Source organism: Actinocorallia sp. B10E7 (assembly GCF_039871655.1).
Lineage (GTDB): Bacteria > Actinomycetota > Actinomycetes > Streptosporangiales > Streptosporangiaceae > Actinocorallia.
In genome coordinates this window covers 119,990-143,795 of the sequence record NZ_JBDPLZ010000009.1, presented here as the reverse complement: position 1 = coordinate 143,795, position 23,806 = coordinate 119,990, and the positions used below count along the sequence as shown (strand labels likewise).

Genomic DNA, 23,806 nt, shown 5'->3' with positions numbered 1-23,806 from the left:
GAGCCTCCGGGGGGTTCAGTCCAGATGAATACGCGGCACCCTGCCGCCGATCCTCGTCACGATCTCGTAGGAGATGGTCCCGGTCGCCTCGGCCCAGTCCTGGGCGGTGGGCTCGCCCCTGTCGCCGGGGCCGAAGAGGACCACCTCGTCTCCCTCACGGACCTCGTCGTCGCCGAGGTCGACGACGAACTGGTCCATGCACACCCGGCCCGCTATCCGGCGCCGGGCCCCGCCCACGAGGAGTTCCAGAACGTTGGAGCCGTTGCGCGGCACTCCGTCGGCGTAACCGGCCGGGACCAGCGCCACGTTCGTGTCCTTCGACGTGGTGTAGAGGTGCCCGTAGGACACCCCGCTGCCCGCCGCCGCCCGCTTGGTGAAAGCGATCTCCGACGTCACCGTCATGGCGGGGCGCAGCCCCGGATCGGGCAGGCCCGGCGCGGGGGACAGCCCGTAGATCGCGATCCCGGGCCGCACCAGGTCCCAGCGGGTGTCCGGGAGGTACAGCGCCGCCGCCGAGTTCGCCAGGTGCCGCACCTCGGGCCGCACCCCGGCCCGTTCGGCCAGCTCCACCGCCTCGCGGAAGACCTTGATCTGCCGCCCGACCGACGGGTGCTCCGGTTCGTCCGCGCACGCCATGTGCGACCAGATCCCGACGATCTCCACCTCGCCGGAGGCCTGCGCCTTGAGCGCCAGGTCCACCAGCCCGGGCCAGTCCGCCGTGGTGGCCCCGCCCCTGGTCATGCCGGTGTCGACCGCCAGATGGACCCGTGCCGCCCGTCCGGCGCGGCCCGCCGCCGCGGCCACCTCCTCCAGCAGCCGGGGCCCGCCGACCCCCAACTCCACTCCCCGCGCGACCGCCCGCTCGTACTCGTCACCCCGGGTGCACACCATCGCCATGACGGGAACGTCGATCCCCGCCTCCCGCAGCGCCAGCGCCTCCTCGACGTAGGCCACCCCGAGCCGCCCGGCCCCGCCCGCGAGCGCCGCCCCCGCCGCGGCCACCGCCCCGTGCCCGTAGCCGTCGGCCTTCACCATGGCCATCACCTCGGCTCCGCCCGCCGCCTCTCGGATCAGCCGCACGTTCTCACGGATCGCCGACAGCTCCACCAGCGCACGCGTCGGATACCTCATGGTCCCCCAGTCTGCCTCACCTCCGCCCCTCCCCCGGCCTCCCTCCCAGCTCACACCGCTTTTCCCTTCGAAATCACACCGGTGCAAAGCCTTCGTGACGCACCGGAAAAGAACCCGTCCCCGAATCCTGATCAGGCGACGCCGACCCGTCCATGATCCAGCGGTCCGGGGACCGGAGGTCCGCGGATCCAGCGCCGCGTTCACCCGGCGGCGGACCCGCGGCTCGGAAAACGGCGGCGCAGGCCCGGAAGCCGCGGATCCGGGCGCTCGCATGCCGGCCGGGCGGAGAGGGTCAGGGGAGGTGGCGGAGGGCGGCGGGGAGGGCGGTGAGGACGTCGAAGGCGGTGATGGGGGCCGCGGACAGGGCGGGGTCGGGGGCGGCGGCCAGGCGGGCGGCGAGGCCGTGGAGGTGGGCGCCGTGGGCGGCGGCCTCGGCCGCGGGCAGGCCGGTGGCGAGGAGGGCTCCGATCAGGCCGGAGAGGACGTCGCCCGTGCCGGCGGTGGCCAGCCAGGGGGTGCCGGTGAGGTTCGCCAGGACCGGGTGGACGCCGGGGGAGGCGACCAGGGTGGTGGAGCCCTTGAGGAGGACGGTGACGCCCAGCTCGTCCACGGCCCGACGGAGGTGGGCCAGGCGGCGGGCCTCGACGTCGGAGCGGTCGGCGCCGAGGAGACGGGCCAGTTCGCCGGCGTGCGGGGTCAGGACGGTGGGGGCGGCCCGGTCCAGAAGCCCCCGGCGGAGGGCGGACGGCATCTCGGCCAGCACGTTCAGTCCGTCGGCGTCGACCAGCACGGGCACGTCGGACCGCAGGGCGGCGTGGACCAGGCCGCGGGCGCGGGAGTCCACGCCCAGGCCGGGGCCGACCACCCAGGCCTGCACGCGGCCCACCGGCTCCAGGCTCGGCTCTTCTGACGGCAGGGCCGACGGCAAGGACGTGGTGACCGCCTCCGGCCAGCGCCGGCGCACCAGCTCGACGACCGGCGCGGACGAGGCGAAGCGCACCATGCCCGCGCCGCCGTGCAGGGCGCCTCCGACCGCCAGCACGGCGGCCCCGGTGAACTGGCTGCCGCCGGCCAGGATGCCGACCACTCCCCTGCGGTACTTGTCGCTCTCCGGCAGGGGGCGCGGCAGCCGCACATCGGCGGTGGCGAAGGCGACCACGTCGGGTTCGGGCAGATCGAGGCCGATGTCGACCAGTTCGACGACCCCGGCGTGCGCGGCTCCCGGATCGATGAGCAGGCCGGGTTTGAGCGTGCCGAAGGTCACCGTCACGTCCGCGCGGACCGCCTCGCCCTCGACCTCTCCGGTGTCGGCGTCCACGCCGCTCGGCACGTCGCAGGCCACCACCGCCGCGTCCTCGGGCAGAGCGCGGACGAGCGCGGCGTAGAGCCCGCGCAGCGCGCCCCGCCCGCCGATCCCGGTCAGCCCGTCGATCACCAGGTCGGTGCCGGCGAACGCCGCGGCCGCCCCGCCGTCCGTGGAAGTCGGCTCTTGCAGACGAGCGGAGGACAGCACCCGGCCGCCCGCCTCGCGCAGGGCGGCCAGCCCCTCCTCGTGGGCCCGGGGCGAGGCCAGTGCCGCGGTGACCCGCGCTCCCCTGCGAGCCAGCCGGGCGCCCGCGTAGAGCGCGTCGCCCCCGTTGTCGCCGCTGCCGACCAGCAGCAGCACCCTCGTCCCGTAGACCCGGTCCAGCAGCCGGGCGCAGACCGAGGCCAGCCCCGCCGCGGCCCGCTGCATCAGCGCGCCCTCCGGCAGCCGGGCCATCAGCTCCGCCTCGGCGGCGCGGACCTTCTCCACCGAATGCGCGTGCCTCATGACGCCTCCGCGATGACGACGGCGGTGGCGATGCCGCCGTCATGGCTGAGCGACACGTGCCAGGAGGTGATCCCCAGCGGTGCCGCGAACTCGGCGATCGTGCCCCTGACGTGCAGGGTGGGACGTCCCGACGGCTCCTTGCGGATCTCCGCGTCGGTCCAGCGCAGTCCGGGCGGCGCCCCCAGCGCCTTGGCCAGCGCCTCCTTGGCGGCGAAGCGGGCCGCCAGCGACAACACGGGGAGCCCGCGCTCCTCCTCGGTGAACAGGCGTTCCCTCAGCTGCGGCGTCCGCTCCAGCGAAGCCTCGAACCGGGCCACGTCCACCACGTCGATGCCCACTCCAACGATCACTCCTCGATCGTACGGGAACTCTCGCCACGCCTCCGGCCCTCTGTGGACGACCGGCCCGCCGCGCCCCGGAGGCCCGCCCTTCACGAGGGCCGGACGCGGGCCCTCGGGCGGTCAGGCCACGCGTACTCCCCGCGGCAGGTGCGCCGCGGGGGCCCGCAGCCGTCTCGCGGTGATCGCCAGGGAGCCCGCGGCCAGGAGCAGGTTGGCCGCCAGGCCGTACGGCCAGACGGCGGGCGCGTCCTCCAGCCGCTTCTCGTAAGCCTTGTACGACTCGCCGGTCTTCTGTTCCCCCACCCGTGCCTGGCGGACTTCCTCGCCGATCGGGCCGAGCGGGTCGTCTTCGGGCCGGGAGGCGTAGTAGCACCCTTTCTCTGTGGGCTGCTCGTCGGGCGAGGGGAGGAGCCGGCTCCCCTCATCGCAGACGAGCCTGCGCGGGATGGCCGGAGCGGCGTCCGCCAGGATGACGAACGGGTTGGGCGCGAGGATCCACCAGGTGTACTCGGTGTGCTCCTTCTTCACGGAGTATGTCCCTTTTAGGTCGGATTCGTGGTACTCCGTGGTGGTGACGAGCGGCAGCGTCAGCACGAACAGGACGAGCGTCCCGAACATCAGCGCGAAGACCGCCAGATACGACAGCAGCGCCGACGTCACGCTCCGGACGACCAGGGCCGACAGAGCCTGGGAGAAGGCGCAGACGACCCCGATCAGCAGCGCCGTCACCAGGACGCAGACGATTCCGCGCACCGGGCTCACGTCGCCTTCCAGGACGGGCCAGGCGATGAACGGCAGGGCCAGGGACAGCACCGCCAGACCGACGGCCCAGGCCGCCAGGAGCTTGCCCGAGGCGATCTCCAGCGGGGTCAGCCGGGTGGTCTGCAGCGGCGCCAGCAGGCCCCGCTCCCGATCCCCGTTGATCGACTGGGCCGTCAGCGCCGGGCTGATCAGCATCATGAGCAGCAGGACGAAGAACAGCAGCACCCCGAACATCACGATGCCGTCCTCGTCCGCGTCCTCCGAGCCCAGATTGACGCGCAACAGCAGGCTGAACAGGGCAAGGACCGCGAACCACACCCCGAACAGGACCTTCCAGCGCCCGGTCCGGAGCCGCGTGCGGAACTCCAGACGCGCCACCAGGAGCGTTCCCCGAACCGTCATGTGCGGTCCTCCGTCATCGCGAGATAGACCGATTCGAGCGCGCCCCCGACCGGCGCGTAGGAGACGACGCGGACCCCCGCGCCCACCAGCTCGGCCAGCAGCACGGCCGCTTCGCGCTCGGTGAGCGGCCCGACGTCCAAGCCGGACGCCCCCGGTACCGTCCGGCAGGGCACCTCCCTGGCGTCCAGCGCCGCGGTGAGGGGCTCCTCCTCCAGGGCGCGCACCCGCCACAGCCCTTGGGCCTCGGCTGTGAGCTTCGTGATCTCGTGCTCACCCGCCGTGGCCCCCTGGTCCACCAGGACGACCCGGTCGGCGATCTCCTCCAGCTCGCTCAGGATGTGGCTGGAGATCAGCACGGCCGCGCCTTCGGCGGCCAAGGAGCGCAGCAGGTCCCGCAGCTCTATCCGGGAGCGCGGGTCCAGCCCGGAGGCGGGTTCGTCCAGGAGCAACACCTTCGGCCGGTGAACCAGCGCCCGCGCGAGCCCCAGCCGCTGCTTCTGCCCCCGGGAGAGCACGTGGACGGGCTGGCGGGACATCTCCAGCAGGTGCACCTGCTGGAGCAGCTCGACGACCCGCCCGGAACCCTCCGCGGGCGACAGCCCGTAGGCGTCCGCGAAGAACTCCAGGTACTCGGCGACGGTCAGCTGGTCGTACGCCCCGAACGTGTCGGGCATCCATCCCAGCGACATCCGGGCCCGCTCGGGGTCCGTCCGCAGGTCGCAGCCGGCCACCCTGATCTCCCCGGAGTCGGGCGCGAGCAGGGTGGCGAGGATCAGAAGCAGGGTCGTCTTGCCCGCTCCGTTGGCTCCCACCAGCGCCGTCACCTGACCGTACGGAACGGTCAGGTCGAGCCCGCGCAGCGCCTGCACGGGCCCGAACGCGCGCGTCACGCCGCGCGCGTACACACCTGCTTCGTCTTCCACCGACCCGCCTCCCGCCCTCTCGTCTTGATCAGACGGAGAGGGCGGGCGGCTGGTTCGCGGTGTTCTATTCGACCGTGACGGATTTGGCCAGGTTTCGCGGCTGGTCCACGTCGTGACCCTTGGCCGTGGCCAGCTCGCAGGAGAACACCTGCAGCGGCACGGTGGCCACCAGCGGCTGCAGCAGCGTCGGCACGGCCGGCACCTCGATCAGCGTGTCGGAGTAGGGCACCACGGTGTCGTCCCCCTCCTCGGCGATCACGATGGTCCGCGCCCCGCGCGCCCGGATCTCCTGGATGTTGGAGACGATCTTGTCGTGCAGCACGTCCCTGGCGCGGGGCGGCACCACCACGATGACCGGCAGCCCCTCCTCGATCAGCGCGATCGGCCCGTGCTTCAGCTCGCCCGCCGCGAACCCCTCGGCGTGCATGTAGGCCAGCTCCTTGAGCTTCAGCGCGCCCTCCAGCGCGACCGGGAAGCCCACATGGCGGCCCAGGAACAGCACGGACCTCTCGCCCGCCAGGGAGCGGGCCAGCTCGCGCACCGGCTCCATGGTCTCCAGGACCTTCTCCACCTTCTCCGGCATGGTCGCCAGCAGCTGGACCATGGCGAAGACCTCGTCGCCCCACTTGGTGCCGCGCACCTGGGCGATGTAGAGGGCGATCAGGTAGACGGCCACCAGCTGGGTGAGGAACGTCTTGGTCGCCGCCACGCCCACCTCGGGGCCGGCGTGGGTGTAGAGCACGCCGTCGCACTCGCGCGGCATCGTCGAGCCGTTGACGTTGCAGATGCACAACACGCGGGCCTTCTGCTCGCGGGCGTGCCGGACGGCCATCAGCGTGTCCATGGACTCGCCGGACTGGGAGATCGCGATCACCAGGGTGGAGCGGGTGAGGATCGGGTCCCGGTAGCGGAACTCGCTGGCCACCTCCACCTCGCAGGGCAGCCCGGCCCAGTGCTCGATGGCGTACTTGGCGATCAGGCCCGCGTGGTAGGACGTGCCGCAGGCGATGATGATGATCTTGTCGATCTCGCGGAGCTGCTGGTCGGTGATGTGCATCTCGTCCAGGTGGAGCCGCCCGTCGGCGCCGATGCGGCCCAGCAGCGTGTCGGCGACCGCCTTCGGCTGCTCGGCGATCTCCTTGAGCATGAAGTAGTCGTAGCCGCCCTTCTCGGCGGCCGAGACGTCCCAGTCGACGTGGTACTCGTGCACCTCGGCGGGGCGGCCCTCGTAGTCGGTGACCCTCACGCCGTCGCGGCGCAGCTCCACCACCTGGTCCTGGCCCAGCTCGATGGCGTCGCGGGTGTGTTCGATGAACGCGGCCACGTCCGAGGCGAGGAAGTTCTCCCCGTCGCCCTTGCCGACGACCAGCGGGGAGTTGCGGCGGGCGCCGACGACGACTTCCGGGTCCTGGGCGTCGACCGCCACCAGGGTGTAGGCGCCCTCCAGCCGGCGGCAGACCCGGCGCATCGCCTCGGGCAGGTCCCGCCCGGCGCCGACCTCCTCCTCCAGGAGGTGGGCGACGACCTCGGTGTCGGTCTCGGAGCCGAAACCGTGCCCGTTCTCCAGCAGACCGGCCTTCAGCTCGGCGAAGTTCTCGATGATCCCGTTGTGGATCACCGCGATCCGGCCGCCGCAGTCCACGTGCGGGTGCGCGTTGGAGTCGTTGGGCGCGCCGTGGGTGGCCCACCGGGTATGCCCCAGCCCGATGGTGGAGGCCGGAGGCGGCTCCTCCTCCAGCGCCTTGCGCAGATTGATCAGCTTCCCGGCCTTCTTGGCGGTGGCGAGCTTCCCGTCCACCACCAGAGCCAGCCCCGCCGAGTCGTACCCCCGGTACTCCAGCCGGGCCAGGCCGTCCACCACGACCTGCTGCGCCTGCTTCCCGCCGACGTAACCCACGATTCCGCACATGGCGGCCAGACTATCTGGTACAGGGGTGCCGCCGACCTGTGCCTCCTCACCCTCTGGTTACCCTCGTCTTCCATGAGCACGCCCTGGGAGCCCACTCCCAGCCCCTACGTCGAGTTCTCCCGCGACACCTGGAAGCAGTTGAGGGCCAACACCCCCCTGACCCTCGCCGAAGCGGATCTCGACGCTCTGCGGGGGCTGGGCGATCCGCTCAGCATCGACGAGGTGGAGGACGTCTACCTGCCGCTGACCCGGCTGCTGAACCTCTTCTTCACCGGTGACAGCGGCCTGCGCGACACCCTCAGCACCTTCCTGAACGAGTCGGTGCGCCCCACTCCGTTCATCATCGGGGTGGCGGGCAGCGTGGCCGTCGGCAAGTCCACCGTGGCCCGCCTGCTCCAGGCCGTCCTGGCCCGCTGGCCCGAACACCCGCGGGTGGAGCTGGTCACCACCGACAACTTCCTCTACCCCAACGCCGAGCTGGTCCGCCGCGACCTGATGAACCGCAAGGGCTTCCCCGAGTCCTACGACCGCCGCGCCCTGCTGCGCTTCATCTCCCGGATCAAGGCCGGCGCCAGGGAGCAGACGATCCCGATCTACTCCCACCTGGAGTACGACATCCTGAAGGGGGAGCGGCAGACCGTCCGCACCCCCGACATCCTCATCCTGGAGGGCATCAACGTCCTCCAGGTGCCTCCCACCGGCTCGCTGTCGGTCTCCGACTACTTCGACTTCTCCATCTACGTCGACGCCAAGGTCGAGCACATCCGCCGCTGGTACCTGGAACGCTTCCTGGCCCTGCGCAAGACCCGCTTCTCGGACCCCCGCTCCTACTTCCACGACCAGGCCCGCTCCCAGACGGACGACGAGGCCATCGACTTCGCCCGCCACATCTGGTACGAGGTCAACGAGCGCAACCTCCACGAGAACATCCTCCCCACCCGCGCCCGCGCCACCCTCGTCCTCCACAAGGCCCCCGACCACTCCATCCAGCGCATCCGCCTCCGCCGGATCTGACCGGCCCGGACGGGCCTTCGGCGGGGACGTCAGTCGGACGAGGCGAGGGTGAGGGTGCGGAGGCGGGCGGTGGCCAGGGTCAGCGCGCCGACGGTGACCAGGATCAGCAGGACCGCGGAGACCGGCAGGCTCACCGCGGCGTTGACGGTGGTGCTGGAGGTCAGGCGATCGATGATCGCCAGGGACCAGTGCTGGACGGACAGGACCTGGGTGCCGGGGGCGAAGGTGCCGATGAGGCCCTCCCACACCAGGGCGTAGATCAGGCCGATGGTGACGGCCTGGCGGCTGACGACGGCCAGTGCGACGAAGACCGCGCCGTAGGCGACGCCGCCGGCCAGGACGCCGACGGCGAACGCGGCGGGCAGGTCGGAGCCCGGGCCCAGCATGATCGCGCCGCCCAGCCAGACCGGCAGGACCGTGAAGGCCAAGATCAGGACGATCGCGCAGAGGTACTTGGTGATGATCACCGAGGCGCGTGAGATCGGCTTGGTCAGGATGTACATGATCTGGCCGTCGTCGATCTCGGGCCCGATGACCCCGGTCCCGGCGATGAGTGCCACCAGCGGCAGCAGGACGGCCAGGCCGAACGTCCACAGGACGGCCGAGGCCGAGTCCAGGCTGTCGTCGCCGAGCGCCCGCAGGGCCACCGAGAACAGCAGGAGGACGGCGGGCAGGAAGAACAGGAGCAGCGCGCGCCTGCGTCCCAGCATGCCGCGGAACGTGATGTAAGCGATGGTCGTGTTCACTTTCCCACCAGGTAGCTGAAGACGCTTTCCAGGGACTCGTCGGACGGGGAGACCTCCCACAGCCGGATCTCCGCCTTCTTCGCCAGCTGGGGGACCAGCCGGGTGAAGCGCGCGAAGTCGGCGGTCTCCACCTCCAGCCCCTGGTCGGTCAGGCGGACCGCGCGGGCCGAGCCGTCGGCGATGATCGCCGCGGCCAGGGCGCGGTCGTCGGAGGAGCGGATCGCGAAGAGGTGCGGCCGGTCGGTCATCAGCCGCCGGATCTCCCGGAAGTCACCCGAGGCCGCGTGCCGGCCGGCGACGATCACCTCGATGTGGGTGGCCAGCCGTTCGACCTCCTCCAGGATGTGGGAGCTGAACAAGATGGTGCGCCCCTCGGCTGCCATCTCCCTGATCAGGTCCATCAACTGCAGCCGCTGGCGCGGGTCCATGCCGTTGAACGGCTCGTCCAGCAGCAGCACGGCCGGGTCGTGGACCAGCGCGGACGCCATCTTGATCCGCTGCTTCATGCCCTTGGAGTAGGTGCCGATGGGACGCGCCGCCGCGTAGTCCATCTCGACGCGCCCGATGGCCCGGCGCGCCGCCGCCTCCGGGTCCGGCAGCCTGTGCAGCTTGGCCATCGAGACGATGAACTGCTCACCGGTCAGGAAGTCGTAGGCGCTCTCCCGTTCGGGGACCAGGCCGATGTGCCGGTACACCGACGGGTTGCGCCAGATCGGCTCCCCGTCCAGCGTCAGCCCCCCCGAGGAGGGCTCCAGGAACCCGCCCATCATGTGGATCAGCGTGGACTTGCCCGCGCCGTTCGGGCCCAGCAGCCCCGTGACGCCGGGGCCGATCGTCATCGTGACGCCGTTGACGGCCACCACGTTGCCGTACCAGCGGGAGACGTCCTCGATCTGGATGGCGCTCATCACGCACCCGCCTTCCGGAACCGTCGCGTCAGCAGGGCCAGGGAGCCGCCGATCACGGCCAGGCACCCCAGCAGGAACACCGGGCCGGACCCGGCGGGCGGCACGCTGTCGCCGCGGACGCCGATGTCGGCGCCCAGCAGCCGGGCCTGCACGCCGTCGACCAACCTGAACGGGGTGAGCAGGTTGGCCCACCCGGCCAGGTCGTAGTCGCCGTTCCCCAGGCTCACCACCTGGATGATCAGCACGACCACGTTGGAGATCAGGTAGACGGCCATGACCGCCGCGACCCCGAAGCCCCTCCGGGGGGTGAAGGCCGCGATGAGCAGAGCGAACGACGAGAGCACCAGCGCGAGCAGCAGGCAGCCGACGAGCGCGGCGAGGTAGTAGCCGGTCTGGTCCACCACCGACGGCACGCCCTTGGAGCCGTGCTCGATCATCGTCCCGCGCATCGTCAGGAAGCCCAGGTGCAGCAGCGTCACGGGGACGGCCACGAGCAGCAGCAGCGCGGTGACGAAGGCCGCGAACTTGGCCAGGACGAAGTCCCACGCCCCGACCGGCCGGGAGAAGTACAGCGGGACGGTGCGGAACCGCTGGTCCCGGGAGGCGATCACCGGCGCCTGCGTCGCGAGGAAGATCGCGATGATCATCTGCAGGTAGAACGCGTACATCGAGTAGTCGATCAGCGCCTCGGGCGTCCTGGCGAACGACAGGATCGCGATGTCCCCCGCCGCGGGGAGGAGCATGAACGCCACCATCATCATGGGCAGGATCTTGGCCCGCGGGCCCCTGCCGAGCCCGAAGACGGACCGCAGGTTGTACTGGTAGAGGGCGCGCACCGTGTGGGCGCGGCCAAGGCGCGGACCGTCGTAGTGCCGGTAGCCGATGTCGTGGATGGCGGTGCTCACCGGAACACCTCCTCGATGTGGTGGCGGGCCTGTTCCAGGCGGACGAGTGCGAGGCCCAGGTCGGCGACCCCGTCGCGGATCCGGTCGTAGGTCTCCTCCCCGGCGAGGTCGACGACGAGGTGACGCCCGTCCGGGCGGACGGAGACGCCCTGCTCGGCCAGGCGCCTCGCGAGCGCCTCCCGGCCCTCCTCCACCTCGACGAGCAGCCGGCCGCTGGCCTCGGTGTAGGCCGAGACGGACTTGGAGCTCAGCAGCTTCCCCCCGTCGATGATCACGACGTTGTCGCAGATCCGCTCCAGCTCGCCGAGCAGGTGGGAGGTGACCAGCACGCTGATCCCGAACTCCGCGCCGATCCGCCGGATCAGCGCGAGCATCTCGTCGCGTCCCCGCGGATCCAGGCCGTTGGTGGGCTCGTCGAGGAAGACCAGCCGGGGGTCGTGGACGAGCGCCTGCGCGAGCTTGACCTTCTGCCTCATGCCGGTCGAGTAGCCGCCCATCGGCCGGTACCGCTCCTCGTGGAGGCCCACGTGGCGCAGCACGTCCGCGGCGCGCTCCCGGGCCGCCGTGGCGGGCAGCCCCGACACCCTCGCCAGGTGGACGACGAACTCCGTCGCCGAGACGTCGGGGGGAAGGCAGTCGTACTCGGGCATGAACCCGACCTGCTCCCTGATCCGCGCGCCGCCCGTGGCGATGTCGTGCCCGAGCACCTCGGCCCGGCCGGCGGTCGGTGGGAGCAGCCCGAGCAGGATCTTGATGAGGGTGGACTTACCCGCGCCGTTGGCGCCGACGAGTCCGGTGACACCGGGCTCGACGGTGAAGCTCAACGCGTCCAGCGCGGTCACCCCGGGGAACCTCATGGTGAGGTCCCGGGTGGCGATGATCGGCATGACGCACAGGCTAGAAGCCCCGCATGCCTGAGTCATCCCCCGTGAGAGCGACGTCCGGTCCTCTTCAGGAGGAGCCTGGTGCCGCACCATTGCACGAGCAGTGTCGCCGTCCCGGCAATGATCATGCCCAGGATGTTGACCAGCAGCTGCAGGACCGAGCCCCGGATCTCCGACTCGTGCCCCAGCGCCAGCGCCACCGCCAGGTTGCCCGCGGCGGGGACGGTGGTCACCGAGATGAACACGCCCACCAGGCTGGAGGACTTGTCCGACGTCAGGGACAGCACCCCGGCCGCGCCCGCCAGCACCGCCACGATGAACGACCAGCGGTCCGGCGAGTAGACGAAGCCGGTCAGCGGCCGCTCCTTGGGCAGCTCCGAGACGTCCACGATGCCCAGCAGGTCGCCGGCCCAGGCGCAGGCGAAGGTCACCGCGACTGCGGCGGCGAAGCCGACCACCAGGATCCCCGCCGCCCTGCCGACCTCGGTCCAGCGGCGGAAGAGCAGCCCGCTGGAGATCGCGGCGATCGGCCCGAACTCCGGTCCGAGCACCATCGCGCCGACGATGAGGATCGGCGAGTCCAGCAACGCGGCGATCCCGGCCAGCTGGGTGGCGAGGATGAGGAAGGCGAAGAACGTCCAGGTCGGCCGGGTGCTCTCGGAGAGCCCGCGGTGCAGGTGGTCCCAGATCACCGCGTCGTCGCCGTGCCCGGGGGCGCGCCGCCTGGCCTCCTCCGCGGACTCCGAGATCGTCAGCTCCACCTGGTCCATGGAGATCGAGCCGTCCGCGCCCAGGCCGAGCCGTTTGAGGTCCTCGATGACCCCGTCCGCGGCCTCCCGTGCCACGTCGCACAGCACGAGATCGCCGGCGGGGTCCTTGGCGGCTCCGGGCAGCACGACGAGATTGGTGACGCCGGGGTTGTCGGTGAGGCCTGCGACGACCTCGCCGGTCCGGCCGTCCGGCACGATCGACCTCAGATGGATCATGCCGCCATGGTGGCGGATCGGGGGACGCCGTGGCAGTCTCTCCCGATAATCTAAAATCCCCATAATCTCGACACACCACAAGAAAACGTAGGAGCGGTGATGTTTCGGCCCCTCGCCCTGGCTGCCAGCGCCGTCCTCCTGCTCGGCGGCTGCAGCGTCGAACTCGGCACCGACTCCCCCGACCCCTCCTCCTCCCGCACCCCCGGCACCTCCGGCACCGACTCCAAGGGCGCGCTCGAAGACCTCGGCTCACTGAAGATCGAGGACGAGCGGAACGCGTCGAGCTACGACCGCAGGGCGTTCGGCACCCCGTGGAAGGACGTCGACGGCAACGGCTGCGACACCCGCAACGACATCCTCGCGCGCGACCTCGTCTCGGTGACGAAGAAGGACGACGGCTGCATCGTCCTCACCGGCACCCTGGAAGACGACCCCTACAGCGACGAGAAGGTCTCCTTCACCCGCACCAGGCCCTCGCAGGTCCAGATCGACCACATCTACCCCCTCGCCCTGGCCTGGCGGCTGGGCGCGGACGGGTGGTCCGCGGACCGGCGCGCGGAGTTCGCCAACGACCCCCTCAACCTGCTGGCCGTCTCGGGACGGCCCAACCAGCAGAAGGGGGACTCGGGACCGGGTGAGTGGAAACCCCCGGCCGACTACCAGTGCACCTACGCGGGCATGTTCGTCACGGTCGCCAAGAAGTACGGGCTGCCGGTGACCAAGGCCGACCACACCGCCCTCGGCGGCTTCCTGAAGACCTGCTGACCGCGATCCGTTCAGCAGACGGCCGCGCTTCTGCCGATCCGGCACCATGGATCGTTCCCATGGCACTCGTCGTCGACGCATCCCTTGATGGCGAGGCTGAGCAGCGACAACAGCATCCTGACGTCGCTGTCCCCGTCCAGCCGGAGCCGGACGGACCTGTCGTCGAGCCACGCCCTGCCCGACTCACCGAGCACCGGGCTCAGCCGGGCGACGCTCTTCTCGCCCAGCAGCAGCTCGGCCTCGTCGCCCCCGTGCAGGTGCACCACCTGGCACCCGGCGGACACCAGGGCCGCGCCGCGGCCGCAATCCGCTTTTTGGACCGTGACATTCGGCCACGTGCGAGTAAGCGTCAACACTCGTTGGGAAAAGGGACCTGCCGCGTTCACGCCGACGTCCATAAGCCTATAGTCACCCGATCCACCGCCTTTCGGGAACCTTCAGGTCTCGAATCGTTACGCAGGGATTTCATCGGAGAGAATGCCGAGCATGGAAGCCGAAGTTGAACGAGAAAAGGTCAGGACAGAACGGGCGATAGGGGCGCGCGCGATAGGTGCGGAGGCGGCCGGCCTGCGCGTCGGGCTCGGCGCCGCGCTCGGCTCGGCCGCGCTCGGGTCGCTGGCCGTCGGAGCCGTCGCCCTGGGGGCGCTGGCCATCGGCAGGCTCGCCGTCAAGAAGGCGCTCGTCGAGCACCTTCAGGCGGGCACCGTGGAGATAGCCCACCTGAAGGTCGGAAAGCTCGACATCACCTCCTGAGCCGGGTCAGCCGAGCTCCGCGGGCAACGGCCCGTGGTGCAGGACGGTCAGCGAGGTGACCGCTCGGGTCAGCACCACGTACAGCCGGGCCAGGCCGCGCTCCTCGGCGGCCACGATCTCCGCGGGCTCCGCGACCACGACATGGTCGTATTCGAGGCCCTTGGCGAGGGTCGCGGGAACGAGGTGGACACGTTCTCCCGCGACCCCTTCGGGCGTGAGGACGGCATGGTCCACGCCATTGTCCTCCAGCGTCCTCGCCAGCTCCTCGAGCCGCTCGTCGGCGACGATGACGGCGATGGAACCGTCCCTCGCCTGCACCTCCAGAACGGCGGTGACGGCGGCGTCGTGCACATCCCGCACCCTGCGCACCGAAAGCGCTCCCGCCCCGCCGCGCAACGACCGAGGGACGGCCAGCCCCGGCGCGACGGACGGCAGCAGCCGCACCGCGTAGTCCAGTACCTCCCGGGGCACCCGGAAGCCGAGGGTCAGCTCGGTGACCTCGCCCTCCTGCCCCAGGTAGGCCAGGACCTGCCGCCACGTGCGGGCCGCCCAGGGCGTCGTGCCCTGCGCCAGGTCCCCTAGGACCGTCGCCGAACCGGTCGCGCAGCGCCGCCCCAGCGCGCGCAACTGCATCGGCGAGAGGTCCTGCGCCTCGTCCACGACGAGATGCCCGAGCGAGCCGGTGCGCTCGATGAGGTCCGCGAGCTCGTCCAGCAGCGCGAGGTCGGCCGAGGTCCACTTGGCCGAACGCGGCGAACGCGGCGCCTTCGCCCAGAGCAGCAACGTCTGCTCCTCCTCGTCCAGCAACCCGCGAGCCGCCTGCGCGAGGAACTCCGCGTCACTGAACAGCTTGTGCAGGACCTGCTGCGGCGTCATCTTCGGCCACACCTGCTCGACCATCGCCTTGACGGCCTTGGACCGTGCGACGGCGTCGTGGACACGGTCGTCCGGCGCCTCTCCGCGCTGCTCCATCTGCACCAGCACACGGTGCGCGAGCCGCTGTGTGAGGGTGTGGCGCCCGGCGCCGTAACGCGTCGTCCCGCGCAGAGAGGAGACCAGCTCCCTGATCTCGTGGTCGGGAATGCGGTAACGCGAACCGCCCTTCACGAACAGCAGACCCGTCTCCGGTTTGCAGAGGAACATCCACAATGCGTTTCTCAGCACCTCGGCAAGGCGTATATCGCCCTTCAAAGCGGCGACGGGAAGCGGTTCCGTCGCCGTCGGAGCCCCGAGAAGGTCGTCGACGGTCGCCTGGTCCACCCGTACCTCCCCGAGCGCGGGCAGCACACTGGCGATATAGGAGAGAAACGCCCGGTTGGGCCCGACGATGAGCACCCCGGAGCGGCTCAGCCGCTCCCGGTGGACGAACAGGAGATAAGCCGCCCGGTGCAGCCCCACCGCGGTCTTCCCGGTGCCCGGAGCCCCCTGGACGCACACCGTGTCCGACAGCTCCGCCCGCACGAGGACGTCCTGCTCCGGCTGGATCGTCGCGACGATGTCGCGCATCGGGCCGGTGCGCGGCCTCTCGATCTCCTCGGTCAGCAGCCGGGACGGCCCGAGCTCCCGCCCGTCCAGCGGCTCGTCCTCGAACCCGGTCAGCTCCCCGCGGTCGAACCCGAACCGCCGGCGCCGCGCCACCCCCATCGGATCCCGCGGACCCGCCTGGTAGAACGCCCGCGACACCGGCGCCCGCCAGTCCAGGACGAGCGCCAGCCCCTCCTCGTCGTGCACGTGCCGCCGCCCGACGTAGACCGCCTCCGGCAGGTCCGCGCCCGCATCGGACGCGTGGTCGAGCCGGCCGAAGAACAGCGGCGTGTCCGGGTGGTCGGCGAGCGCCCTGATCCGCTGGTCCAGCAACGACTCCAGCACCTGCCGGGACACCCAGTCGCCCGCCGCGTCGGCCGACAACGACTCCGCGTGCTCGCGCATCCTGCGGAGGGCCTCACGCGCCTCCTTCAGATGGGCGCGCTCCGCCTCCAGCGTCTCGAACGTCTCCGGTACGTCGGCTCCCCCGGGCATGCTTCGGCTCTCCTTCGAAAGATGGGCGAACCCACCAGCTTAGCGAAGCCGCGCACCGCCCCGGAAACGAATATCCGCGTTCCCTGAGAAGCCCCTACAGATGCGTGCGGACGACGTCCGCCAGCCGCTCCGCGATGTCGTGGGCCTGGTCCTCGGCCGCGGCCTCGACCATCACCCGGACCATCGGCTCGGTGCCCGACGGACGGATCAGCACCCGACCCGAGGCCCCCAGCTCCTGCTCCGCCGCCCGGATCGCCGCCCTCAGCTCCTCGGACGTCTTGGCCCTGGCCTTGTCCACCCCGCGCACGTTGATGAGCACCTGCGGCAGCCGGGTCATGCACTTGGCCAGCTCGTCCAGCGGACGGCCGCGCCGGGCCACCGCTCCCAGCAGGTGCAGCCCGGTCAGCAGGCCGTCCCCGGTGGTGCCGTGCTCCAGCATGATCACATGGCCGGACTGCTCGCCGCCGAAGCCGTACCCGCCCTCGCGCATCGCCTCCAGGACGTAGCGGTCGCCGACCGCCGTCTCCAGGATCCTCAGCCCGTGGCCCTGCAGCGCCAGCTTGAAGCCCAGGTTCGACATGACCGTCGCGACGACCGTCCCGGCCGGCAGCCGTCCCGCCTCGTGCAGCTCCAGCGCCAGGATCGCCATGATCTGGTCGCCGTCCACGACCTCGCCGCCGGAGGTGACCGCCAGACAGCGGTCGGCGTCACCGTCGAAGGCCAGGCCCAGGACCGCGCCGTGCTTCAGCACCGCCTCGCGCAGCGGGTCCAGATGGGTGGAGCCCACCCCGTCGTTGATGTTGAGCCCGTCCGGCGCGGTACCGATCTCCAGGACCTCCGCCCCCGCCCGGCGCAGCAGGTCGGGGGCCAGCTCAGCCGCCGCCCCGTGCGCGCAGTCGACCACCACGCGCATCCCCGACAGGGGGACGTCCAGCGTGGACAGCAGGTGGTCGGCGTACCTGGAGATCTCACCGTGCGCCTCGAAGACCCGGCCGACACCCGCTCCGGTCGGCGCGTCCCACTCCTCACCGAGCTTGGCCTCGATGCGGTCCTCGATCTCGTCGGGGAGTTTGTAGCCGCTGCGGTCGAAGAACTTGATGCCGTTGTCGGGGGCCGGGTTGTGGGAGGCCGACAGCATGACGCCCAGGTCCGCGCCCAGCTCCCGGGTCAGGTAGGCCACCGCGGGGGTCGGCAGCACGCCCAGCCGCAGCACGTCGACGCCCGCGCCGGCCAGGCCCGCGACGACGGCCGCCTCCAGGAACTCGCCCGAGGCCCGCGGATCCCGGCCCACCACCGCGACCGGGCGGTGGCCCTCGAACGCCCCGGCGTCACCCAGCACCCGGGCGGCGGCCATGGACAGCTCCATCGCCAGGCGCGCGGTGAGGTCCCGGTTCGCCAGGCCCCGTACGCCATCAGTTCCGAACAAACGACCCACGACAGACCACTTTCATACTCGGGGGAACGCCAAACGGCGGACACCACTCCCATGGTGTCCGCCGCCTGGTCAAGCAAGCCGGAGGATCAACGCTTGCTGTACTGCGGAGCCTTACGGGCCTTCTTGAGACCGGCCTTCTTGCGTTCCTTGGCCCGCGGGTCACGGGTGAGGAAGCCGGCCTTCTTCAGGGCGGGGCGGTTGTCCGGGTCGGAGATCTGCAGCGCCCGGGAGATCCCCATGCGCAGGGCGCCGGCCTGACCGGTCACACCGCCGCCGTTGATGCGGGCGATGACGTCCCACTGGCCCTCGAGGCCGAGCGTGACGAAGGGCTCGTTGACGAGCTGCTGGTGCACCTTGTTCGGGAAGTAGCCCTCGAGGGTGCGGCCGTTGACCGTCCAGTTTCCGGAGCCGGGGACGATGCGCACGCGGGCGATCGCCTCCTTGCGGCGGCCGGTCGCCGACGCCGGGCCGGTCGCGGCCGGCACCCGCACGACGTTCTCTTCTTCCACCGCGGACTCGGTGGTGTACTCGGACGGGACGTCCTCGTAGGAGACGTTGTCGTCGAACGTCTCGGTGGTCTCAGCCACGATTCTCCTTGTGTGGTCTTCTAACCGGGGCGGCGGACCCTGACTCGAGCTCCCAGGGCGCCCCAGCGGCCTCTTTTTGGACGGTGGAGCCGGCACAGAGGCCAGATCTACTGGGCGACCTGCGTGATCTCGAACGGCACCGGCTGCTGGGCGGTGTGCGGGTGGTTCGGGCCCGCGTAGACCTTCACCTTGCCGAACATCGCGCGACCGAGCTTGTTCTTCGGCAGCATGCCCTTGATCGCCTTCTCGACGGCCCGCTCGGGGTGCTTCTCGAGCAGGTCCTTGTAGGCGACGGCGCGCAGACCACCCGGGTAACCCGAGTGACGGTAGGCCTTCTTCTGCTCGAGCTTCTTACCGCTGAGCGAGACCTTGTCGGCGTTGATGATGATGACGAAGTCACCGGTGTCAACGTGGGGAGCGTAGATCGGCTTGTGCTTGCCCCGAAGCAGGATCGCGACCTGGCTGGCAAGGCGACCCAGCACGACATCGGTCGCGTCGATGACGTGCCACTGACGCTGCACGTCAGCGGGCTTAGGGGTGTACGTGCGCACGGCGTAAGCCTTCGTTTCTGTCGACTGTTGGGATCGGCCCTTCGGATGATCCGGACCGGGTGCCGGTGTGCATGCCTGACTGGCAACCCGACACATACAAAGGAGCAGGATACCCAAGCTCTGGAGCATGGGCAAAGTAGCACCCGCATATCACCGCTCCGTCCGGGTGTCTCCGGATACGGTACGGGCAGCTACGGGCGCCGATCCTGCCTCTGACAGTATGCCTTCAGTATGCCCGATGGCTCTCCCCCTGTGGGCCGAATGAGCTGCACGGAGACTCCATCCATGTCATGGTGGGACGAACTCGGGCCGAAGGGCACCTCGAAACGACCGATAGGCTCCGCAACATGGGTTATCCGGGTGACAACGACCAGCCGCCGTGGGACAGCACTCCGCCGGAGACCGACCCCTGGTCCCGGCACCCGTTGAGTGCGCCGGTCCCGCAGCAGCCGTCCGAGGACCAGGAGGCCGCCTCGTGGCACGGCACGGAGTCCGGCCCCACGGGCTGGGCCGCCGAGCCGCAGCAGGGCCAGTCCGGCTCCTGGCTGGAGAGCGCCGCGGCGCCGCCGCAGCCCCCCGCCGCACCCGAGTGGGCGGAATCACAGCCCTCGTGGAACGACGACCCGCTCTCGGCGCCGCCCCCCTTCAGCGGGCAGGGCACCGGAGCCCACTCCGCCTTCCCCGAGACCTCCGCCGGGCAGTCCGGCTGGCCGGAGGGCCCGCTGGACGGCCCCAGCGGCCCGCTGGCCACCTCTTGGGACGACTCCGCCCAGCAGTCTTACGAGCCTTCCAACGGCACCCACGCGCTGCCCCTCTACGACTCCTCCCAGGCCTACGACCCGCACGAGCCCCAGGACGTCCCGCAGCCCTCCGCGGGCACCTTCGACGCTCCCAGCGGAGCTCTTTCCGCGCAGCCCTACGAGGCTCCTGGCGGAACCCAAGCGTTCCCTCCCTATGACCCGCCGGCCTATGAGCCTCCCTCCTATGAAGCGCCCGAGGGCGCCCTGGCGTCACAGCCCTTCACCGGAGCGCAGTCGCTCTCCCCCCAGCCGGCCTGGCAGGACCAGCAGCCTTATGAGCAGCCCTACGAGCAGCCTTACGGCCAGTCCTTCGACCAGCCTTACGAGCAGCCCCAGTCCTTCGAGCAGCGGCCTTACGAACAGCAGCAGCCCTACGGCGACCTCAGCGGCCCTCAGCCGATGCCCCCGCTGGGCCAGCCGGGCCAGCCTCCCCACGACGGTTACACCGGCCCGCAGCAGGCCGCCTCGTGGCCGCAGGGCGGTGACGGCTTCGGGCCGGGCGAGCAGTGGCCGGCCGAAGGCGCTCCCGGTTTCGGGGACGAGGGCAAGGGCAAGGCGAACCGCAAGCCCCTGATCTTCGGCGGCGTCCTGGTCGTCGCGGTCGCGCTGGTCGCCGGATTCGTGCTGCTCAACGGCAAGAAGGAGAACGGGGAGAACGCGGCGAACTCGTCGGACGTCCCGGCGGCGAAGACCACCCCGAGCCAGAACGGCGACCCCGCGGCGTCCGCGCAGCCGAGCGAGCCCGCCGCCGGGGGCGGCCTGCTGGAGAGCCGCAAGACCGACCCCCGGCCGCTGACCCTGGGCGAGGTCTTCCGCAAGAAGCGCTTCACCGAGAAGGGCATCACCTATGTGATGACCATCCGCAAGAAGTCCTCCTGCAAGGACGCGGTCAGCGGCACGGCGCTGCGGTCGGCGCTGGCCAAGGGCAAGTGCACCCAGTTCCTGCGCGCCACCTTCACCACCGCGGGCGGCAAGATGATCGGGACGGTCGGCGTGGCCAACCTCTCCACCGCCTCGGCCGCCTCCAAGGCCGCCAAGGCCGCGACGGCGAAGGACGCCTACGTGGTCGCGCTTCCGGCCAAGGGCGTCACCAGCAAGATCGGGCAGGGCGACGCCCTGGGCGCGGCCTGGACCCGCGGCCACTACCTGATCATGACCTGGGTGCAGCTGCCGGACGGCAAGGCCATCCCCGCCAAGCACAAGAAGGCGGCGCAGACGTTCGCGCAGAGCACGGTCGTGGGCAGCAACCTCGGCCCCGCCCTGAACATTCGCGACGAGACAGGTAAACCCGGACGCTGAATTCCTTGGCGGCGGCTCCAGATCTCTACTGGTTTGACTACGCTGTACGTCCATGTCCGGTCCTGACGACGGCCCGCCCGGCGCCGAGGCCACCGACACCACGTCGGTTCCCTCCGCTCCGCCGAGCATCGGCCAACGCACCGACCAGCCCGCCACGGCCACCGCCCCAGGCGGCCCGCCGGTGCAGGGCCCGCCCAGCGCACCCTGGTGGAGCTCGGCCGCCCCGAGGGGCGCCGAGACCGAGCCTCCGGGTGTCCTGGTGGCGGGTCCCGGCGTGCCCTCGGTCGACACCCGCCGCGCGGTCCCGCCCACCCTGCGCCCCGGCGCGAACGACGGCGGTGGCGGCTCGGACGCCACCGCCACCGTCACCGACCTCTCCTGGGAGGATCCTTCCGCCGTGGCCTTCACCCCACCGACGCAGGACGCCACCCGGACCGTGACCGACCTGCAGGCCCCCGCCGCGCACGACCAGGCCCAGGCGGAGCAGCGGCTGCTGGACTCCCCCGCGTCCTGGGTCCCGCCCGCCGGGGACGGGGCCGCGGCCCGGCCCGGCGGAGGGAACCCCGGCCAGACCATCGTCGACCTGGCGGCCCGCCCCCCGGTGGCTCCCGTGCCCCCCGCGGACCACCAGTCCCCCTCCACGGCCCTCGAACCGCTGCCCGCACCTCCGCCGCCCAGGCGCAAGCGCACGCTGCTGTACGTCGCGCTGGCGCTCGTGCCCGCCCTCGCCGTCGCCGGCGCCGCCTACGTGCTGCTCACCGGAGAGGACGCGGGGAAGGACTCCAAGCCCGAGGGCACCCCGATGGCGGCCCAGACCTCTGCCCCGCCCCCTCAGCCCTCGACCTCCGCTCCGACGCCCGGCCCCTCGGCCGGACCCGCCGCCCCGTCCGTGGACAGCGCCAAGACCGACCCCGAGCCGCTGACCATGGGCGAGATCTTCCCGATCAAGAAGCTCCGGCTGGACGGGCGCGACTTCGTCATGGACCGCAAGTCGCTCAACCTGCGCTGCGACTACGCCGCCAACGGCGCCATGGCCAGGATCCTGGTGAAGCAGAAGTGCCAGGGCCTGGTCCGCGCGACGTACGTCACCGGCAACAAGAAGATCGGCGTCACCGTCGGCGTCGTGGCCATGCCGGTCAAGAAGGTCGCGCTCGCCGTCCAGAAGGCGGGTACCCCTGCACGCAAGGGCAACTGGTTCGTGGCGCTGCCCGGCAAGAACTCCAAGGCGATCACCAAGACCGGCGGCCACACCGCCCTGGACACCTACGGGCGCTACGTCCTGTACGCCTACGCGCAGTACCTGGACGGCACCAAGCCCGCCAAGCAGCCCAAGGAGCTCTCCGCGGCGGCCCGTTCCTTCCTCGCCTACGTCAACGAGCCCCTCAAGAAGCGCTAGGCGAGGGGACCACGGGCAGCGCCGGCTGGGCGAGCGTCCGGACCCTGCGGGTCTCCAGCGCCCGGCCGGCCAGTTCGTGGTCCGCGGGATAGACGACCTCTACCAGGATCAGCCCGTGCGCCGGGGCCACCTTCACCGCCGAGTCCCGCATCCCGGCCAGCAGCACCTCACGCGGCCACTCCACCGGGCGGCGGCCGTCGCCGACCGACAGCACCGCTCCGACGAGCGCCCGGACCATCGAGTGGCAGAACGCGTCGGCCTCGACCGTCGCCACCGCCAGCCGCTCCTCCCGGCGCTCCCACTCGTACCTCAGCAGCCTGCGGATCGTGGTGGCGCCCTCGCGCTTACGGCAGTACGCGGCGAAGTCGTGCTCGCCGACCAGCAGCGCCGACGCTTCGTTCATCCGACCGACGTCCAGCGGGCGCGGATGCCAGACCGTGTCCCGGCGGCGCAGCGGCGCCACACCCGTCGGCTCGTCGCTGACGCGGTACTCGTAGCGCCTGCGCAGCGCCGAGAACCGGGCGTCGAAGCCCTCCGGGGCCAGGGCCACCTCGCGCACCCGCACGTCCGGCGGGAGCACGGCGGCCAGCCGGCGCGACATCGCCCTGCTGATCTGCTGGTAGGCCGGAGCCGGGACCACCACGTGCGCGACCTGCCCCGTCGCGTGCACCCCGGAGTCCGTGCGGCCCGCGACGGTCAGGACGGGCGGCGGGTCCAGCCGCATGATCCGGGCCAGCGCGTCCTCGACGACCCCCTGGACGGTGCGCTGCTCGGGCTGGCGCGCCCAGCCCGCGAAGTCCGCTCCGTCATAGCTGATGTCCAGCCGGAGTCTCACCAACGACGTCATGTGACAGCTTCCCGTCCCCACGTGAGAAGAACAGCGACCCAAAGAGGAGTGCTCGAAAGAGCAATGCCTGCGGGAACAGTGTCCCAAAGGCGAACGGGCCCGACGTCCTCCGGAGAGGACGACGGGCCCGAATCGAGGCGGTGCCTTTACTCGGCGGCCTTGGTCTCGGCGGCCTCGGAGGTCTCGGCGGACTCCGTGGTCTCCGCGGGCTCGGCCTTCGGCTCCTCAGCGGTCTTGCGGACCGTCACTCCGGAGACCTGCTCGGCGACGAGCTCGATCACGGCCATCGGCGCGTTGTCACCCTTGCGGGGGCCGATCTTGGTGATCCGGGTGTAGCCACCCGGGCGCTCGGCGAAGTGCGGGCCGATCTCGGCGAACAGCTTGTGCACCACACCCTTGTCGCGGATGGTCTGCAGCACCAGGCGACGGTTGGCGATGTCGCCCTTCTTCGCCTTGGTGATCAGCTTCTCGGCCACCGGGCGCAGGCGGCGGGCCTTGGCCTCGGTGGTGGTGATGCGGCCGTGCTCGAAGAGCTGGGTGGCGAGGTTCGCCAGGATCAGCTTCTCGTGGGCCGGGCTGCCGCCGAGGCGGGCGCCCTTGGCGGGCTTGGGCATGGCTCTTCCTTCCTGC

The 23,806-nt window shown here is 71.2% G+C and carries 23 protein-coding genes; 5 read left to right on the top strand and 18 right to left on the bottom strand.

All coding sequences use genetic code 11. From position 1 onward, the window contains the following. Positions 1 to 15: 15 nt before the first annotated feature. The 6 genes from alr to glmS form a co-directional block, all read right to left on the bottom strand. A complete protein-coding gene (gene alr / locus ABGB12_RS27505) occupies positions 16 to 1,131 on the bottom strand; it encodes an alanine racemase (RefSeq protein ID WP_347682364.1) in 1,116 nt (371 codons plus the stop codon). 292 nt (positions 1,132 to 1,423) lie between these two features. Then, entirely contained in the window at positions 1,424 to 2,944 is a 1,521-nt protein-coding gene (locus ABGB12_RS27500; RefSeq protein WP_347682363.1) for an NAD(P)H-hydrate dehydratase, read from the bottom strand. Continuing rightward, positions 2,941 to 3,294, bottom strand: coding sequence for a holo-ACP synthase (locus tag ABGB12_RS27495; protein WP_347682362.1), 354 nt, complete (start codon positions 3,292 to 3,294; stop codon positions 2,941 to 2,943). The genes ABGB12_RS27500 and ABGB12_RS27495 overlap by 4 nt, the downstream gene beginning before the upstream one ends. A 111-nt stretch (positions 3,295 to 3,405) precedes the next feature. Beyond that, the gene (locus ABGB12_RS27490) at positions 3,406 to 4,449 is read right to left on the bottom strand and encodes an ABC transporter permease (RefSeq protein ID WP_347682361.1); all 1,044 of its coding nucleotides are present in this window, start codon (positions 4,447 to 4,449) and stop codon (positions 3,406 to 3,408) included. Continuing rightward, on the bottom strand, positions 4,446 to 5,372 hold the full coding sequence (locus ABGB12_RS27485; RefSeq protein ID WP_347682360.1) for an ABC transporter ATP-binding protein: 927 nt from the start codon (positions 5,370 to 5,372) through the stop codon (positions 4,446 to 4,448). Before ABGB12_RS27485 ends, ABGB12_RS27490 begins: the two co-directional genes overlap by 4 nt. A gap of 64 nt (positions 5,373 to 5,436) precedes the next feature. Beyond that, positions 5,437 to 7,281: a glutamine--fructose-6-phosphate transaminase (isomerizing) gene (gene glmS, locus ABGB12_RS27480; RefSeq protein ID WP_347682359.1), complete on the bottom strand. Its 1,845-nt coding sequence runs from the start codon at positions 7,279 to 7,281 to the stop codon at positions 5,437 to 5,439. 72 nt (positions 7,282 to 7,353) lie between these two features. Between glmS and coaA the strand changes: the two genes are divergently transcribed. Further along, positions 7,354 to 8,295, top strand: coding sequence for a type I pantothenate kinase (gene coaA, locus ABGB12_RS27475; RefSeq protein WP_347682358.1), 942 nt, complete (start codon positions 7,354 to 7,356; stop codon positions 8,293 to 8,295). 29 nt (positions 8,296 to 8,324) lie between these two features. Here coaA and ABGB12_RS27470 read toward each other — a convergent pair whose 3' ends face one another. The 5 genes from ABGB12_RS27470 to ABGB12_RS27450 are packed head-to-tail and all read right to left on the bottom strand — an operon-like array spanning position 8,325 to position 12,724. After that, positions 8,325 to 9,041: an ABC transporter permease gene (locus tag ABGB12_RS27470; RefSeq protein ID WP_347682357.1), complete on the bottom strand. Its 717-nt coding sequence runs from the start codon at positions 9,039 to 9,041 to the stop codon at positions 8,325 to 8,327. Continuing rightward, positions 9,038 to 9,949, bottom strand: a complete 912-nt coding sequence (locus tag ABGB12_RS27465; RefSeq protein ID WP_347682356.1) for an ABC transporter ATP-binding protein — start codon at positions 9,947 to 9,949, stop codon at positions 9,038 to 9,040. Before ABGB12_RS27465 ends, ABGB12_RS27470 begins: the two co-directional genes overlap by 4 nt. Next, complete coding sequence (locus ABGB12_RS27460; protein ID WP_347682355.1) at positions 9,949 to 10,854, bottom strand: ABC transporter permease; 906 nt, start codon at positions 10,852 to 10,854, stop codon at positions 9,949 to 9,951. Before ABGB12_RS27460 ends, ABGB12_RS27465 begins: the two co-directional genes overlap by 1 nt. Then, complete coding sequence (locus ABGB12_RS27455; RefSeq protein WP_347682354.1) at positions 10,851 to 11,741, bottom strand: ABC transporter ATP-binding protein; 891 nt, start codon at positions 11,739 to 11,741, stop codon at positions 10,851 to 10,853. Before ABGB12_RS27455 ends, ABGB12_RS27460 begins: the two co-directional genes overlap by 4 nt. A 32-nt stretch (positions 11,742 to 11,773) precedes the next feature. Continuing rightward, the gene (locus tag ABGB12_RS27450; protein WP_347682353.1) at positions 11,774 to 12,724 is read right to left on the bottom strand and encodes a DUF389 domain-containing protein; all 951 of its coding nucleotides are present in this window, start codon (positions 12,722 to 12,724) and stop codon (positions 11,774 to 11,776) included. A gap of 99 nt (positions 12,725 to 12,823) precedes the next feature. On the opposite strand from ABGB12_RS27450, the gene ABGB12_RS27445 reads away from it, so the two are divergent. After that, entirely contained in the window at positions 12,824 to 13,489 is a 666-nt protein-coding gene (locus tag ABGB12_RS27445; RefSeq protein WP_347682352.1) for an HNH endonuclease family protein, read from the top strand. An 11-nt stretch (positions 13,490 to 13,500) separates the two neighbouring features. Here ABGB12_RS27445 and ABGB12_RS27440 read toward each other — a convergent pair whose 3' ends face one another. Continuing rightward, complete coding sequence (locus tag ABGB12_RS27440) at positions 13,501 to 13,887, bottom strand: luciferase family protein (protein WP_347682351.1); 387 nt, start codon at positions 13,885 to 13,887, stop codon at positions 13,501 to 13,503. Between the two features lie 88 nt (positions 13,888 to 13,975). Here ABGB12_RS27440 and ABGB12_RS27435 point away from each other — a divergent pair, with 88 nt between their 5' ends. Then, on the top strand, positions 13,976 to 14,242 hold the full coding sequence (locus ABGB12_RS27435; protein WP_347682350.1) for a hypothetical protein: 267 nt from the start codon (positions 13,976 to 13,978) through the stop codon (positions 14,240 to 14,242). A gap of 6 nt (positions 14,243 to 14,248) precedes the next feature. Here ABGB12_RS27435 and ABGB12_RS27430 read toward each other — a convergent pair whose 3' ends face one another. From ABGB12_RS27430 to rplM, 4 genes are all read right to left on the bottom strand, one after another. Continuing rightward, positions 14,249 to 16,261: an AAA family ATPase gene (locus ABGB12_RS27430; protein ID WP_347682349.1), complete on the bottom strand. Its 2,013-nt coding sequence runs from the start codon at positions 16,259 to 16,261 to the stop codon at positions 14,249 to 14,251. Positions 16,262 to 16,355: 94 nt separating this feature from the next. Continuing rightward, a complete protein-coding gene (gene glmM, locus ABGB12_RS27425; protein WP_347682348.1) occupies positions 16,356 to 17,696 on the bottom strand; it encodes a phosphoglucosamine mutase in 1,341 nt (446 codons plus the stop codon). An 86-nt stretch (positions 17,697 to 17,782) separates the two neighbouring features. Next, positions 17,783 to 18,283: a 30S ribosomal protein S9 gene (gene rpsI, locus ABGB12_RS27420; RefSeq protein ID WP_347682347.1), complete on the bottom strand. Its 501-nt coding sequence runs from the start codon at positions 18,281 to 18,283 to the stop codon at positions 17,783 to 17,785. Positions 18,284 to 18,390: 107 nt separating this feature from the next. After that, a complete protein-coding gene (gene rplM / locus ABGB12_RS27415) occupies positions 18,391 to 18,834 on the bottom strand; it encodes a 50S ribosomal protein L13 (protein ID WP_347682346.1) in 444 nt (147 codons plus the stop codon). 347 nt (positions 18,835 to 19,181) lie between these two features. On the opposite strand from rplM, the gene ABGB12_RS27410 reads away from it, so the two are divergent. Together ABGB12_RS27410 and ABGB12_RS27405 are read left to right on the top strand one after the other, a co-directional pair. Continuing rightward, on the top strand, positions 19,182 to 20,933 hold the full coding sequence (locus ABGB12_RS27410) for a hypothetical protein (RefSeq protein ID WP_347682345.1): 1,752 nt from the start codon (positions 19,182 to 19,184) through the stop codon (positions 20,931 to 20,933). A 52-nt stretch (positions 20,934 to 20,985) separates the two neighbouring features. Further along, the gene (locus ABGB12_RS27405; protein ID WP_347682344.1) at positions 20,986 to 22,329 is read left to right on the top strand and encodes a hypothetical protein; all 1,344 of its coding nucleotides are present in this window, start codon (positions 20,986 to 20,988) and stop codon (positions 22,327 to 22,329) included. Here ABGB12_RS27405 and truA read toward each other — a convergent pair. Beyond that, the gene (gene truA / locus ABGB12_RS27400; RefSeq protein ID WP_347682343.1) at positions 22,316 to 23,176 is read right to left on the bottom strand and encodes a tRNA pseudouridine(38-40) synthase TruA; all 861 of its coding nucleotides are present in this window, start codon (positions 23,174 to 23,176) and stop codon (positions 22,316 to 22,318) included. The genes ABGB12_RS27405 and truA overlap by 14 nt on opposite strands. 146 nt (positions 23,177 to 23,322) lie before the next feature. After that, complete coding sequence (rplQ, locus tag ABGB12_RS27395) at positions 23,323 to 23,790, bottom strand: 50S ribosomal protein L17 (RefSeq protein ID WP_347682342.1); 468 nt, start codon at positions 23,788 to 23,790, stop codon at positions 23,323 to 23,325. Positions 23,791 to 23,806: the final 16 nt, after the last annotated feature.

Bases quoted from the DNA above. Each gene is read 5' to 3' on its own strand.
- glmS (WP_347682359.1), bottom strand. From the start codon at position 7,281: ATGTGCGGAATCGTGGGTTACGTCGGCGGGAAGCAGGCGCAGCAGGTC.
- ABGB12_RS27490 (WP_347682361.1), bottom strand. From the start codon at position 4,449: ATGACGGTTCGGGGAACGCTCCTGGTGGCGCGTCTGGAGTTCCGCACG.
- ABGB12_RS27430 (WP_347682349.1), bottom strand. From the start codon at position 16,261: ATGCCCGGGGGAGCCGACGTACCGGAGACGTTCGAGACGCTGGAGGCG.
- ABGB12_RS27500 (WP_347682363.1), bottom strand. From the start codon at position 2,944: ATGAGGCACGCGCATTCGGTGGAGAAGGTCCGCGCCGCCGAGGCGGAG.
- ABGB12_RS27455 (WP_347682354.1), bottom strand. From the start codon at position 11,741: ATGCCGATCATCGCCACCCGGGACCTCACCATGAGGTTCCCCGGGGTG.
- truA (WP_347682343.1), bottom strand. From the start codon at position 23,176: ATGACGTCGTTGGTGAGACTCCGGCTGGACATCAGCTATGACGGAGCG.
- ABGB12_RS27410 (WP_347682345.1), top strand. From the start codon at position 19,182: ATGGGTTATCCGGGTGACAACGACCAGCCGCCGTGGGACAGCACTCCG.
- ABGB12_RS27465 (WP_347682356.1), bottom strand. From the start codon at position 9,949: ATGAGCGCCATCCAGATCGAGGACGTCTCCCGCTGGTACGGCAACGTG.
- ABGB12_RS27450 (WP_347682353.1), bottom strand. From the start codon at position 12,724: ATGATCCATCTGAGGTCGATCGTGCCGGACGGCCGGACCGGCGAGGTC.
- alr (WP_347682364.1), bottom strand. From the start codon at position 1,131: ATGAGGTATCCGACGCGTGCGCTGGTGGAGCTGTCGGCGATCCGTGAG.
- coaA (WP_347682358.1), top strand. From the start codon at position 7,354: ATGAGCACGCCCTGGGAGCCCACTCCCAGCCCCTACGTCGAGTTCTCC.
- ABGB12_RS27405 (WP_347682344.1), top strand. From the start codon at position 20,986: ATGTCCGGTCCTGACGACGGCCCGCCCGGCGCCGAGGCCACCGACACC.
- ABGB12_RS27435 (WP_347682350.1), top strand. From the start codon at position 13,976: ATGGAAGCCGAAGTTGAACGAGAAAAGGTCAGGACAGAACGGGCGATA.
- rplQ (WP_347682342.1), bottom strand. From the start codon at position 23,790: ATGCCCAAGCCCGCCAAGGGCGCCCGCCTCGGCGGCAGCCCGGCCCAC.
- ABGB12_RS27440 (WP_347682351.1), bottom strand. From the start codon at position 13,887: ATGGACGTCGGCGTGAACGCGGCAGGTCCCTTTTCCCAACGAGTGTTG.
- ABGB12_RS27445 (WP_347682352.1), top strand. From the start codon at position 12,824: ATGTTTCGGCCCCTCGCCCTGGCTGCCAGCGCCGTCCTCCTGCTCGGC.